Here is a 12,910-nt window from a genome sequence, read left to right on the forward strand (position 1 = left end):
TACCCTCTTATTATATATCATGAAATAATGTATTTGTTAAATATGTTTCGAGTTTTACTTGTATTAGATATATTAAATAATTACTTAGTTCATGCTGTTAAAGGTGAAAGAGAAAAATATAATAAAATCGAAAGTTTCAGTCAAATTTCCGATACGTCACATCCTTTAGAAATAGTTGAAAATATCAAGCCTAAAGAAGTATACATAGCAGATTTGAACAGATTACATTTTAGTAAAACTAATGAGGAAAATGTAGACACTATTTATCAAATTCGAAATAAAGCAAAAACTTATCTTGATTGGGGTATTGAGTCCATCAATGACGTTCACTATGCATCAAAGATGGCTGATCACTTGATCTTAGGAACTGAATCTACTAAACTCGAAACTTTGAAAGCCGCTGTTAGTTCATACCCTGGTAGAGTGAGTGTTAGTATTGATCAGAAAAATGGAAAAATACTTAAGGTCGATGAATGCATACCAGATGATCCTTTAAAAATAATAAAACTTTTAAATGGTCTAAATATCAAAGATATAATATACTTAGATCTCAGTCGGGTAGGCACCTCTAAAGGATTTGATGAAAAACTTGTATCTAAACTTGTCCTTGAATCTAAACATGATATTCTTTTAGGTGGTGGAATCCGCGATTGTGAGGATATCAAGCTCTTAAATAATATCGGCGTCAAAGGCGCTTTGGCAGCAACTGCACTGCATAATGGTTCCATACCATTATCAATATTAAAATATGATTTAGACACATATGTCTAATAGGTAAGGATTGATTATAATGACAGATATTGAAGTAGAAAATGATGAAAAGTATACAGAGATCAAAATGGGTGCAGGTTGGTTTTTAACGATTAACCTGACCTCAAGTGACCGGTATGATAAAGAATATGTAGAAATCTCAAAAGAGAGATCCGGCCAAAAGAAAAATAGATTTAATCTCAATCCTAAATATGTAAGGGAACTGGGTGAAGAATTAATCAAGTTTGCGGACAGAAACAATCTCTAATTCTTTTTTTCTTTAGATCAAAGGTAAGATTATGTCCAATACTTCCGGAACTAGTTCTTTTGATGGCTTCGAACTATCTATAACTATAAATCTATCAGGTTCTTCTGAAGCTAACTTTAGGTAGTTTGAACGAACACCTTTCAAAAAGTCAATCTTTTCAAATTTAATTTGTTGCCCCCGTGAAGAACAGCGTTTAACAGCTATTTCAGGTTCAATATCAAAAAGAATTGTCTTATCTGGCAAAACAGTCCATTCAGAACGAATATTTCGTGCCCAGTCCATCGGATATTGAAACATTGATTGAAGAGTCATCCCTTGATATGCATAAGTACTATCAGAATAACGATCAGATATTACACATTTCCTTTCTTCAAGTGCTGGTTTTATCACATCTGATACATGCTGGGCATGATCTGCTGTAAATAAAAATAACTCTACTAGTTCATTAGTGTCCGATTTTATTGCTCGCTCAACCATTACTCCAAGCCATGTCTCAGTTGGTTCTCTTGTGAATATAACGTCTTTCATTTCTTCAAGGCGACGTAAAGTAGAAATTACTGTAGATTTTCCTGCACCATCAATACCTTCAAACGTAATCAATTTTCCTTTCATAAAAACAAAACCCGTATATTATAAAATTTCAAAAATATGATTAAAGTAGTTTGGTTACCACCATAATATGCCACAAAATATATAGATTAATCTCTATAATTTAAACTTTAATGACAAAGATTGGCATAATTACAAGAGGGAAGTATGGACATCGTTTGATAGATACTATCAAAGATAAAACAAACTTTGAGCCATTGGTAGCAAACTTACCCAGTAAACTGCCAATTCTCATAGAAGAGCCTGAAAAATACCTAGATGAAATTGGATTAGATCAATCTATATTTAACTCTGATATCATAGTTTCATATTCACTACATCCAGACATCACAACAGCCATAGCTAAAATAGCTTCACAGAGAAATGTCAAGTCTCTAATAATTCCTGGCGGATATTCCCATGTTTCAATGGATGAACTTGAAAAAATAGCTAAAAACTCTAACATGCATATAGAAATCGATGAAATATGCTGTGCATTAAAAGAACATGAAAGCACAAAGGAGCTTACCTCAGTTTTAGGTACACCAGCACTTGAAATCGATGTAAAAGATAAAAAGATAGAAAATGTCAACGTTAAAAAGGGTGCTCCTTGTGGTAGTACATGGTACATGGCAAGGAATCTGAAAGGAATTGAATTAGATAAAGCATCAGCTCGTGCGGGTTTACTTGTACAGCAGTATCCTTGTAGAGCCATCCGGGGGACTAAAGATGGGATTCACAGGTCTGCAGCAATACATAAAAAAGCCGTCGAAAATGCACTCCAGAAAACAAAATAAAAAAATAATAGATATATAAAAACCTAGCTATGCATCTTAATTACCTTAGTGCGACTGGAGTTTCATCCTAGGACCCATGATACATTTACCACCCGCGTTTCCTCCTAAAGGATTGAATGGTGTACCCATTGAATTCATGCACCTTGCCATTACAGCTGCTCCTCTTGCAAGGGCATCATCTACAAACACGACCCTATTTTCTATATTGTTTAAATCATTTATATTTTCCAAATATTTCAATATAAGTGATGGTTTATCACCAGTGATTGCAGCTCTACCTGTAATCCCTATAGAAGTATTTTCATGGAGCAAATTATATTCTAATGCGACTCCAACTAACCGGGAGACTATATTAGCCATTACCTCATCTATTACTGAGAATAGGGTCTTAATACCCTCCTCTTTGTAGATATGAGATCCTAACTCAAGAACTTCATTCAATCTAGATCCATTATCTCCTACATCACAGCCTATTAGTACCACTCCCATTTCTTTTGCAGCTTTTGGATTTACAGGCACACTTCCATACCTTACAACATCATCAGGAACTTTTTCAATAGTAATAATATCTAAAACTTTTGATGCAAGTTCTTTTATTCTTTTATTCTTTACCTTCATCATTAGCCAGCTATGTTTATTCCTACCAGAAATATCAAGTGCAGTACCAAGTTTTGAATCAACAATACTTGTACCTTTGATCAAAGCATCTGGAATAGCACCTGCATACCCACAAAAATTACCAACCGTCTTGGCGTATGGATAATCGGAATTAACAATCCTTCCATCTAATGTAGTCCCAAAATCAATAGATATGCATGGATTCCTGAAGTCCACTCCAGTCCATTTAGCACCTTCTTTTATCCCTGCAGTAGCTAATTCACCCTCCATCTCATTAGCAACTATTTCTACACCCGTAGATCCTATTGGTGGGTTCACACTAGCTACAGCTCCATCAAAAACAACTTTTTCCATCTTAGTATATTTTTGAAACTTGAGTGGTAAATTATTTACTGACATTGCTGGAGTCATGCGTGAAGGGGGTATCCCGGCCAATAAACAGCCATCTGCCAAAGCTTTTATAAACTCCCCTACATCTTCGGGCACAGCAAATCCAGCAACCACACCAGTTGATCTAACTACAAAATGTATATCTTTTTCAATATCTAGGTTTGCACTATTAACAGCACCAACAAGAGTATCTCTTACCAGTTCGGATATAGATTGTCTTGTAAGTTCCACTCCAGTTAACGTTTTACCAAACACAACCTCGCCAACCTTAGGTGCCCTTACTTCTCGAGTCATCCTTATGTATCGGTTTACTATATGCGTTTTCCCAGACTCCATGTTTGTAGCTGTTAAAATGCACTTAGTGGTTGTATTCCCAACCTCAACTGATGCTACTATGTAATAAGGTTTTGACTTTATTTCAAGAAGTCCTACGTTAGGACTTTTTACTACATGTTTAGGTGCCATCCATATCACCCTTGAGCTATGAGGGAATCTAATTTATTAGTAAGAGAATTCTCAGGTACTGCTCCAATAACTTTATCCACTAGCTTTGAATTCTTAAATATTAGGATTGTAGGTATACTATTAATGCCATACTTCATGGCAGTAGATTTATTTTGATCCACATTCAGTTTGCAAAACAGTATCTTTCCGGCATATCTTGCTGCAAGTCGATCAATTACTGGACTAATTGTCTTACATGGACCACACCAGGGAGCCCAGCAGTCGATAACTACCACTTGGTTCTCATTTATCTTCTGGTCAACATCAGCATCATTTACATTTATTGGTTCTGAATAAGATTCTTTTTGTTGTTTATTTTCCAACGATTCCTTAAGTTCCTGAAGTTTCTTTTCTCTAATCTTCTCAATCTCATCCATAGCAATCCCTTTGTTTTAGGAAGTAGGTAGTAACATTAATATAAGGTTTTGCTAAAAGCAAATTATATCTGCGTGTTAGATGTATTAATGCGAACAAATGTCTAATATAATTAGCCATTTCTCTTAATGAAGATAGCAAATAAAAAGAATTTGTTAAATAGCTCAGTTCCTTCTAATAAGTGACAATGGGATTCACTCATCTAAATCTATATGTGGATTCATGTCACAGCCTGTACATGGTAAGCACATTGTTCTCGAAACTGCAGCATTTAAACCATGTATATCTAATATCTCTTTGAGTTTTCTTGTTAGATACATTATTCGCTCTGCTGTGGGTCTATTTATATAAACTTCTCCTTCTCTTAAAGGAGATAAATTTGCTGCACGCAGTATAGGGATAACACCAATACTTGCTAATTCTTCAATCCCTTGAATCACTGAATCATCATTTTCTCCCAAACCTATTATGAAATTTGAGAAAACATGATTCTTACCAAATAGTTTTACTGCCTCTTCAAGCTTATCCAAAATATACTCAAGATTCTGGTCAGGACATACCTCATCAAATACAGCTCGATCCATTGTCTCTACATTATACTTAATCTCATCTACGCCAGCCGCTTTTAAAATCTTATTAGACTTATTTGTAGGATAAACCGATACACCAATTGGAACACCATATTTTTTAGCTTCTAAAACAATCTCATTTACACGTTCAACTTCTTTATCAGGTGTCTCAGATACCCCAGAAGTTATAGATATCGAATCCATCTTACCTGTATCATAGGCTTTTTCTAGAAGTTTGATTACTTCCTTAAAAGATTTTATTCTGCCTCCCAGTTTCGGTACTGGACAAAACTTGCAATCAAATATACATTTTTCACTTACAGTAATATATGCTTGCCCGGGACAATGTACTAGTTCTGGCTCAATCTTACCTGTGACCAGTTCTTCATTGTCATAATAAATAACAACATGGTCATTCTTAGTAAACACTTTAAGAGGAGAATCTTTATTAACTGAGAGACGTACTCTCCGATTTCCTGATTTGAAAAAAAAAGCCTTTTTACCAGCTCCGGGACCTGCTGTAGGAACCGTTAAGTCCCCCAGTGCATCTTCATCAATATCAGCAGAGCCTATAGCTATCATTTTTGCTTTTACTTCTGATTTCATGTAATCAAACCGCTTTTTTCATATTCACCTATTATAATAGGAAAATACATCTATACTTTAAACCTATCTCTTCGGCAAATTTAATTTTTCATAATAGCAATGCCATCTAAACCATAATAAATGTAAACGCCAACATATTAATATTAAGTGTCTATTGTTTTAACATTAAACTTTAAAGCTAATAATAGAGGAATCTTAGATGATCACAGAAGAAGATGTTGAACGTATAAGCTGGCTCGCTAGGATTGAAATTGATAGTTCTAAAAGTAAGGAGTACGCAGAACAACTAAACTCAATTCTTGATTATTTTCAACAACTTGAAGAGCTAGATACTAGTGACATAGAGCCTACATACCATGTAGATGACTTAGTGAATGTTTTAAGGAGTGATGATATTAAGCCATCATTTACCCAAGAAGAAGCACTTGAGAATTGTGAGAATAAAAAAGATGGATATTTCAAAGTTCCAGGTATAATGTGAGGATAATAAATGCCAGAATGGATGAGTATAAGAGATACTAAACACAAAATCGACAATTTGTCAGCTGAAGAGGTTACTTCTTCATATCTTGATACTATTGAAAAGAGTTCAATCAATGCCTTTACAAACATAAATAAAAAAGCAATTGAAGATGCTAAATATTATGATAAGAACCAAAGTGATTTACCGCTAGCAGGCGTACCCATCTCAATTAAAGACAATATCTCTACTAAAGGGATACCCACAACTTGTTCTTCGAGAATGTTAGAGAATTATATTCCGCCTTTTAATGCACATGTTATTGAAAAGCTCTATGAAGCTGGTGCAATTATAATTGGTAAAACCAATATGGATGAGTTCGCAATGGGAGGATCGACAGAAACATGCTGTGGCGGAACTACCTTTAATCCATGGGACACATCAAGAGTCCCCGGAGGGTCTTCCGGAGGTAGTGCAGCAGCTTTGGCTGCAGGAGAATCACCTATTTCATTAGGATCTGATACTGGCGGTTCTGTTAGATCGCCTGCATCTTATTGCGGAGTGGTTGCTATGAAGCCCACTTATGGCACCATCTCTAGGTACGGTTTGATATCTTATTCTAACTCGCTAGAACAAATAGGACCAATGGCAACTTGTGTCGAGGACATTGCACATATCATGGATGTTATAGCAGGGTATGATAACCGTGACAGTACTTCTATAAAAAGAGACATAAACTATTCAGATGCTATCATAAACGATTCGGAAGGGATGAAAATTGGTGTACCAACTGAACTTATTTCCGATGGAATTAATCCTAAGGTAGAAAAAATAGTCTGGGATGCAATACATAAAATGGAAGACTTAGGTGCTATCTGGAAAGAAGTATCATTGCCAACCACAAAATATGCATTGCCTGCATATTATATACTTGCTATGAGTGACGCTTCATCTAACCTAGCAAGGTTTGATGGTACAAGATATGGGCTACGGGTCGAAGGAAACAACTGGCATGTTATGGCATCCAAAACAAGGGCACAAGGGTTTGGGGACGAAGTTAAAAGAAGGATTTTACTTGGAACTTACGCATTATCAGCAGGTTACCACGATAAATATTATGTTAAAGCTTTAAAAGTACGAACATTAGTCAAAAATGACTTTGATCGAGCTTTTAATGATGTTGATGTTTTGATGGGACCCACCATGGCTGATATTGCATTCAAAGTAGGTGAAAAAATCGAGGATCCATTGTCCATCTACATGACTGATATTAATAATGTACCTGTAAATCTTGCAGGCGTTCCTTCAATGTCTATACCTTGTGGTTTTGCAGATAAAATGCCTGTTGGATTGCAAATCATTGGAAATACTTTTGATGAATCTTCGATATTAAGATGTGCATATACTTTTGAACAGAATACTAATCACCATAGAAAAAGACCTGATGGGGTGAACTAAATGAGCTATAGTAATACTGATGGGATTATGATTGGGTTGGAAATACACGTCCAGCTCAATAGACTAAAAACCAAGATGTTCTGTGGATGCTCGACCCAGTATCATAGTTCACCGCCTAATACCCATGTATGCCCTGTTTGTCTTGGATTACCAGGTGCTTTACCAGTAATAAACCAAAAAGCTGTTGAATCTGCCATGAAGGTTGGATTGGCCTTAAACTGTGAAATAGTAGAACAAACACAATTCCATAGGAAGAACTATTATTATCCAGACCTTCCTAAAGGTTACCAAGTAAGCCAATTCGATTACCCCATTGTTAGCAATGGTAAGGTTGCAATAGAAGGTGAGGATGGCGAGCTGGTTATAAGGATTAGGAGAGCTCACATGGAAGAGGACCCTGGTAAACTTATACATATGGGATCCATTGATAAGTCTAAGGGTACCCTTATAGATTATAACCGGTCGGGTATGGCATTATTAGAAATTGTAACTGAACCAGATATTAGAAGTCCAAAAGAAGCTAGAAGATTCTTAGATAAACTTAGAAATATACTAGAATACCTTGATGTCTTCGATAGTGATCTAGAAGGTGCAATGAGGGTAGATGCAAATATATCGCTACAAGGTGGAGACAGAACCGAAATCAAAAATATATCATCACATAAAGGAGCTGAAAGAGCACTTTTATACGAAATAATGCGACAAAAAAATCTTCTAAGACGTGGTGAAATTGTCACAATGGAAACCAGGCATTTTGATGAGGCGCGTGGTGTGACAACTTCTATGAGAAGCAAAGAAGAAGAACATGATTATCGATACTTCCCAGAACCTGACCTTGTACCACTAAGAGTTAAAGACAGAACTGAAAAATTGTTACAAGAACTACCTGAACTACCAGATGCAAAAAAAGAAAGGCTAATAAGTCAGTATTCAATTTCAGATATGCATGCAAAAGCCTTAGTCTCTAATCTAAAAATTGCTAATTTCTACGAAGAAGTAGCATCTGAGGTTAATCCAAAAGTAGCTGCAACTTGGATTGCTGATGTTTTGAAAGGAGAACTCAATTATCGTGATCTAACAATAGATGCATGCAAGGTTGAAGATATTGTCCAGCTTGTCACTATGATCATGGAAAACAAAATCACTGATAGAAGCGCAGTTGAAGTTATCAGAACATTATTAGATTCCGGTGGCAATTGCATGGAAATTGTTGAGAAAAAGGGACTTGTTAAAGTAGAAGACAATGTAGTTGAACAAGCAGTTGATGATGTATTAGGTGAAAACAAGAATGCAATCAATGATTACCTCAATGGAAAAGAGCAATCTTTGAACTTTTTAGTTGGACAAGTCATGAAAAAAACTAGAGGTAGAGCAGATCCAATGATAGTCAGAGACATCATTGCCAATCGAATCAAATAACTAAAATACATTTTAAGTAGAGATATCAAAACAGTTATATTGGTTAAGATGTATGTAGCGAGGCAGATATTACTTACATGATTTTAATTATCAAATTATCAAAGGTGAAAGACTATGGCACGATTCCCAGAAGCTGAAAATAGAATCCTAAACAAAAAAATATGCATGAGATGCAATGCAAGAAATGGTTCTCGTGCATCTAGATGCAGAAAATGTGGATACAAACAGCTAAGACCAAAATCAAAAGATGTGAGAGGCTGATCCAATAAATGGAAGTTGAAAAGTACCTCAATAAAATAGTAGAAGATGAAGGTACTGTTCATCTTACTTTAATAGATCCTGCCTCACAAACCCCAGAAGAGGCAGGTCATATTGCCCATGAAGCTGTTAGTGGTGGAACTGATGCAATTATGGTCGGAGGTTCTACAGGCGCTGGCGGAACTATACTTGACCAAACAATTGAACAAATAAAACAAAAGGTTGCTAAACCTGTAATCTTATTCCCAGGCAACGTTGATGGAATAAGTCCAAAAGCTGATGCAATCTTTTTTATGAGTTTATTGAACTCTCGTGATGTCAATTTTGTTGCAACTAATCAAATGATTGGTGCACCGCTTGTCTACAAGTATGGTATTGAAGCTATTTCTATGGCTTACCTGATAGTAGAGCCAGGTGGAACAGTTGGATGGGTCGGTGACGCAAAACTTATCCCAAAGAACAAGCCAGAACTTGCAGTTGCTTATTCACTCGCAGGAAAGTACCTTGGAATGCATTATACATACCTTGAAGCTGGTTCAGGTGCAAGTGAACCCATAAAACCTAGAATGATAGCAGCAACTAAAAAAGCATTAGGTTCATCTAATAAATTAATTGTTGGTGGTGGAATCCGATCTCCAGCTGATTCTGGAAAATGTGCCGAGGCAGGTGCAGATATGATAGTTACTGGAACTATTGTCGAAGAAACTAGTGATATCAAATCAAAGGTCGAAGAAATAATAAAAGCTATCAAACAATAAAGTTTACTTTTTATTCATAAATCAATTTTACATACCAATATCAGCTTTTTAAGAAGTAAAAGCTCAAATACTCAATTCATGTATCTCATTCCAAGAGGTGCGCTATGCTGAAAGTAAATAACATAACTAAATTCTACAAGCTTGATTCTTTTGATAAAAAAGTTCTCGATAATATCTCATTTAAAGTAGATGATGGAGAAATACTTGGAATTACAGGTAAGAGTGGTAGTGGTAAAACAACATTATTAAAAGTACTCCGTGGTGTTGAAAGTTTAGATGAAGGTACAATAGAACTCAATGGTGTATCCATCAATAGTGGTTCAGGTAAAGAAGGGTCAAAGTTTCTGATAAAAAACACTGCAATTCATTTACAACGTAGTTTTGGACTTTGGAACGGTCCTGCAATCGAAAACGTTATAAGAAAACTCAGTTACATTCGAACAGGAAATGAGTCTTTACCAGAGAAGGATTCACCTTACTACGATGATATGTACAATGAAGCCTATAAATATTTAAAAATGGTAAAGCTTGATCAGAAAGCGCTCCATTCATCAAGTGCTTTAAGTGGTGGTGAAAAACAAAGACTAATTATTGCAAGACAGCTTGCTTCAAGGCCATCTTTATTACTTCTTGATGAACCTGTAACAATGACTGGTCCGGAAACAAAACAACAGGTTTTAGATGTTTTAAAAGAGTTGAAGTTAAAACTAAATATTCCAATAATTGTTGTTTCTCATTTACCGGAAGTCCACATGTATCTCTCTGACAGATTAGTATTTATTGAAGATGGAAAGCTAGTTGATGATGGTTTGCCTGAATCTGTTCTCAAAAATTATAACAAAGATTTGAAGCCCCGTTTAGATTTTAAAGTTAATGAAAGCAAAACTGAATGCATAAATGTAAACAATATCTCTAAAAGGCTTGTTCTTTTAAGAGTTGGAGAAGTTTTGAATATTCAAAACTTGTCCTTGAAAATAAAAAAAGGTGAAATTGTATCATTAATTGGTCCATCTGGTACGGGAAAGACCACTTTAATGAAAATAATAGAAGGACTACTTGAGCCAAAAACAGGTAATGTCTGTTATAACTTAGACGGCGACTGGATAGAAATTACCAAGTTTAGTAGGAGGAGAATGGAGCTACGCCAAAAAATCAGTATTATGCACCAAGAATTCTCACTATCTCCACATTCAACTATTAGAGAACAAATTGGGTTCAAATTAAGCATGAAAAAAAGAGGTTCTTTAGAATATGCTCAAATGAAGGCAAGTGAATTAAACATTTCAGAAGAACTTCTAGATACTATCTACCGCCTACCAGATATGAGTGAAAATGAAAGAGCTATGAAAATGCACCAACTGAATCTTTCAGATGATATTTACTCAAAGCTTTTCCCAAAAATAACAAACACAGACCTTGAAAACTATTCAATCCCGATTTTTGAGTCTTTAAACCTACCTCTAGAAATTTTAGACAAAAAACCACACCATATAAGTGGCGGAGAACATGTGAGAGCTTATATAGCTACAGCACTAGCAACATATCCAGATATTTTATTCCTTGATGAGCCTTTTGGAGATTTGGACCCAGTTACGCTAAGAGATGTAACTAATGCACTAAAATCAATCAACAAAGATTTTGGTACAACTATTATATTTGTCAGCCATCACATTGACTTTGTGAAAGAAGCGGCAAATAGAGCTATCTTGATACTTGATGGTGAAATTGCAAATGACGGTAAACCAAGTGATGTCTGTCAAGATTTCATAGATAGAAGTAATGTAAAATACCTAAACTAGAATTTTAAATTCTCAACATTCTCTGATTTTTGTGCTGTCTAATGGTTAGTCAAAATAGTCCACTTGTTTCTTTAAATCACAAAAATTATTTAATCTTTAAAAACAAAATAGAAGTGGTGATATAAATGCGTGAAACTATCCGAAAACTAGGTCTTATGGGGATTGGTGCATGGGCTCTAACTGAAGAAAAAGTCAATGAGCTGGTAAAAGAACTTGTGGAAAAAGGAGAAATGTCACGTGAAGAGGGGCGTATGGTATTTCAAGAGATCATTGATGAAAGGCAAAGACAAAAAGAACATATTGAAGCTAAAATCAATGAGCGAGTAAACCAAATGATAGAGCAAACAAATCTTGCTACAAAAGAAGATCTTAAAAAATTGGCTTCAAGAGTAGAAAAATTAGAAAATGCTCAAAAAGAAGAAATGGAGAATGAAGAGAACGCTTGGTGATACTGATAGTTAAACCTTTTCCATTAAATAGTAATAAGCTATTTTAGATCTCCATTTAGCAGGTAAAATGCTTAAAACCGAATTAATTATAGCAAAACCCCTACCTGGAATTATTATTTCATTTCCTTTTTTAATCCCATTATAAGTTTGCTCTACAACTGAATTAACATCAAGAGTTAACCAAGAGTTGAAACTGTGTGTATTCTTCATACACGCCTTGATTTCAAAGTTAGTTCCACTCACTGCAGATGGACATACTACAGTCATTTTTACATTTGAGCCAATTTCCTTAAGCTCATAAGAAACTGCACGACTAAATTGGAGAATAAAACTTTTACTTGCACCATACGTTGCCATTAAAGGATTTGGCTGAAAAGCAGTGATTGAAGAAAAGTTTATGATATAGCCATAGTCTTGTTTAAGCATGTCTTTAAGAAAAAGACGCGTTAACTCATAGACACTGCATATATGTAAGTATAGCATATTCAACTCAATATCTTTATCAATATCTTTTAAAAAGCCATAGGTACCAAATCCTGCACAGTTTATTAAAACATTTACTTTAAGGTTGTTCTCCTTAGTATATTTGTAAACTTCTAATGCTGATCCTTTTTTGGATAAATCCATTTCCAATGTATGGATCTTAGTGTTCACACCTTCATTTACCAACAACCTATATGCAGTATCTAATTCTTCCCTTGAAATTGATACCAGCAAAATATCATGACCTTCATATGCATATTTTCTAGCAAGCCCAAACCCAATTCCTTGTGAGCCACCTGTGATTAATATAGTACCTGAGTCAAACTTCCCCATCTGCTTTACCTACATAGTATTTGTATGT

Annotated in this window: 15 protein-coding genes; 10 read left to right on the forward strand and 5 right to left on the reverse strand. The window is 35.2% G+C overall.

What is annotated here, in order from left to right; genetic code table 11:
* Positions 1–42 precede the first annotated feature (42 nt).
* Positions 43–771: a HisA/HisF-related TIM barrel protein gene (locus J2T59_RS00930; protein ID WP_259133156.1), complete on the forward strand. Its 729-nt coding sequence runs from the start codon at positions 43–45 to the stop codon at positions 769–771.
* A gap of 19 nt (positions 772–790) precedes the next feature.
* A complete protein-coding gene (locus tag J2T59_RS00935; protein WP_259133158.1) occupies positions 791–1,018 on the forward strand; it encodes a hypothetical protein in 228 nt (75 codons plus the stop codon).
* A gap of 12 nt (positions 1,019–1,030) precedes the next feature.
* On the opposite strand, the gene tmk is transcribed toward J2T59_RS00935, so the two are convergent.
* Positions 1,031–1,630, reverse strand: coding sequence for a dTMP kinase (tmk, locus tag J2T59_RS00940; RefSeq protein WP_259133160.1), 600 nt, complete (start codon positions 1,628–1,630; stop codon positions 1,031–1,033).
* Positions 1,631–1,740: 110 nt separating this feature from the next.
* Here tmk and J2T59_RS00945 point away from each other — a divergent pair, with 110 nt between their 5' ends.
* Positions 1,741–2,403 carry a DUF166 domain-containing protein gene (locus J2T59_RS00945; protein ID WP_259133161.1) on the forward strand — a complete coding sequence of 221 codons (663 nt, stop codon included), beginning with the start codon at positions 1,741–1,743 and terminating at the stop codon, positions 2,401–2,403.
* Positions 2,404–2,448: 45 nt separating this feature from the next.
* Here J2T59_RS00945 and J2T59_RS00950 read toward each other — a convergent pair whose 3' ends face one another.
* The 3 genes from J2T59_RS00950 to J2T59_RS00960 all read right to left on the reverse strand — a co-directional run bounded on the left by J2T59_RS00950 (position 2,449) and on the right by J2T59_RS00960 (position 5,465).
* Positions 2,449–3,876 carry a methanogenesis marker 14 protein gene (locus tag J2T59_RS00950; protein WP_259133163.1) on the reverse strand — a complete coding sequence of 476 codons (1,428 nt, stop codon included), beginning with the start codon at positions 3,874–3,876 and terminating at the stop codon, positions 2,449–2,451.
* 5 nt (positions 3,877–3,881) lie between these two features.
* Complete coding sequence (trxA, locus tag J2T59_RS00955) at positions 3,882–4,292, reverse strand: thioredoxin (protein ID WP_259133164.1); 411 nt, start codon at positions 4,290–4,292, stop codon at positions 3,882–3,884.
* Between the two features lie 192 nt (positions 4,293–4,484).
* Positions 4,485–5,465 (reverse strand): radical SAM protein, encoded by a 981-nt coding sequence (locus J2T59_RS00960; RefSeq protein ID WP_259133166.1) that lies wholly within the window; start codon positions 5,463–5,465, stop codon positions 4,485–4,487.
* Between the two features lie 199 nt (positions 5,466–5,664).
* On the opposite strand from J2T59_RS00960, the gene gatC reads away from it, so the two are divergent.
* From gatC to J2T59_RS00995, 7 genes are all read left to right on the forward strand, one after another.
* Positions 5,665–5,946 carry an Asp-tRNA(Asn)/Glu-tRNA(Gln) amidotransferase subunit GatC gene (gatC, locus tag J2T59_RS00965; protein ID WP_259133168.1) on the forward strand — a complete coding sequence of 94 codons (282 nt, stop codon included), beginning with the start codon at positions 5,665–5,667 and terminating at the stop codon, positions 5,944–5,946.
* A gap of 9 nt (positions 5,947–5,955) precedes the next feature.
* Positions 5,956–7,383: an Asp-tRNA(Asn)/Glu-tRNA(Gln) amidotransferase subunit GatA gene (gatA, locus tag J2T59_RS00970; protein WP_259133169.1), complete on the forward strand. Its 1,428-nt coding sequence runs from the start codon at positions 5,956–5,958 to the stop codon at positions 7,381–7,383.
* Complete coding sequence (gene gatB / locus J2T59_RS00975; protein ID WP_259133172.1) at positions 7,384–8,802, forward strand: Asp-tRNA(Asn)/Glu-tRNA(Gln) amidotransferase subunit GatB; 1,419 nt, start codon at positions 7,384–7,386, stop codon at positions 8,800–8,802.
* A 114-nt stretch (positions 8,803–8,916) separates the two neighbouring features.
* The gene (locus J2T59_RS00980) at positions 8,917–9,063 is read left to right on the forward strand and encodes a 50S ribosomal protein L40e (protein WP_259133173.1); all 147 of its coding nucleotides are present in this window, start codon (positions 8,917–8,919) and stop codon (positions 9,061–9,063) included.
* Positions 9,064–9,071: 8 nt separating this feature from the next.
* Positions 9,072–9,818, forward strand: coding sequence for a phosphoglycerol geranylgeranyltransferase (locus J2T59_RS00985; RefSeq protein ID WP_259133175.1), 747 nt, complete (start codon positions 9,072–9,074; stop codon positions 9,816–9,818).
* 104 nt (positions 9,819–9,922) lie between these two features.
* A complete protein-coding gene (locus J2T59_RS00990) occupies positions 9,923–11,617 on the forward strand; it encodes an ATP-binding cassette domain-containing protein (RefSeq protein ID WP_259133177.1) in 1,695 nt (564 codons plus the stop codon).
* 125 nt (positions 11,618–11,742) lie between these two features.
* Positions 11,743–12,066, forward strand: coding sequence for a phasin family protein (locus tag J2T59_RS00995; protein ID WP_259133179.1), 324 nt, complete (start codon positions 11,743–11,745; stop codon positions 12,064–12,066).
* A 9-nt stretch (positions 12,067–12,075) separates the two neighbouring features.
* Here J2T59_RS00995 and J2T59_RS01000 read toward each other — a convergent pair whose 3' ends face one another.
* Positions 12,076–12,882 carry an SDR family NAD(P)-dependent oxidoreductase gene (locus tag J2T59_RS01000; protein ID WP_259133181.1) on the reverse strand — a complete coding sequence of 269 codons (807 nt, stop codon included), beginning with the start codon at positions 12,880–12,882 and terminating at the stop codon, positions 12,076–12,078.
* Positions 12,883–12,910 lie beyond the last annotated feature (28 nt).

Origin of the sequence: Methanosalsum natronophilum, assembly GCF_024808815.1 — an archaeon.
Classification (GTDB): domain Archaea; phylum Halobacteriota; class Methanosarcinia; order Methanosarcinales; family Methanosarcinaceae; genus Methanosalsum; species Methanosalsum natronophilum.

Bases quoted from the DNA above. Each gene is read 5' to 3' on its own strand.
- J2T59_RS00960 (WP_259133166.1), bottom strand. From the start codon at position 5,465: ATGAAATCAGAAGTAAAAGCAAAAATGATAGCTATAGGCTCTGCTGAT.
- J2T59_RS00930 (WP_259133156.1), top strand. From the start codon at position 43: ATGTTTCGAGTTTTACTTGTATTAGATATATTAAATAATTACTTAGTT.
- J2T59_RS00985 (WP_259133175.1), top strand. From the start codon at position 9,072: ATGGAAGTTGAAAAGTACCTCAATAAAATAGTAGAAGATGAAGGTACT.
- J2T59_RS00995 (WP_259133179.1), top strand. From the start codon at position 11,743: ATGCGTGAAACTATCCGAAAACTAGGTCTTATGGGGATTGGTGCATGG.
- gatA (WP_259133169.1), top strand. From the start codon at position 5,956: ATGCCAGAATGGATGAGTATAAGAGATACTAAACACAAAATCGACAAT.
- trxA (WP_259133164.1), bottom strand. From the start codon at position 4,292: ATGGATGAGATTGAGAAGATTAGAGAAAAGAAACTTCAGGAACTTAAG.
- gatC (WP_259133168.1), top strand. From the start codon at position 5,665: ATGATCACAGAAGAAGATGTTGAACGTATAAGCTGGCTCGCTAGGATT.
- J2T59_RS00980 (WP_259133173.1), top strand. From the start codon at position 8,917: ATGGCACGATTCCCAGAAGCTGAAAATAGAATCCTAAACAAAAAAATA.
- J2T59_RS00945 (WP_259133161.1), top strand. From the start codon at position 1,741: ATGACAAAGATTGGCATAATTACAAGAGGGAAGTATGGACATCGTTTG.
- tmk (WP_259133160.1), bottom strand. From the start codon at position 1,630: ATGAAAGGAAAATTGATTACGTTTGAAGGTATTGATGGTGCAGGAAAA.
- J2T59_RS00950 (WP_259133163.1), bottom strand. From the start codon at position 3,876: ATGGCACCTAAACATGTAGTAAAAAGTCCTAACGTAGGACTTCTTGAA.
- J2T59_RS00990 (WP_259133177.1), top strand. From the start codon at position 9,923: ATGCTGAAAGTAAATAACATAACTAAATTCTACAAGCTTGATTCTTTT.
- J2T59_RS01000 (WP_259133181.1), bottom strand. From the start codon at position 12,882: ATGGGGAAGTTTGACTCAGGTACTATATTAATCACAGGTGGCTCACAA.
- gatB (WP_259133172.1), top strand. From the start codon at position 7,384: ATGAGCTATAGTAATACTGATGGGATTATGATTGGGTTGGAAATACAC.
- J2T59_RS00935 (WP_259133158.1), top strand. From the start codon at position 791: ATGACAGATATTGAAGTAGAAAATGATGAAAAGTATACAGAGATCAAA.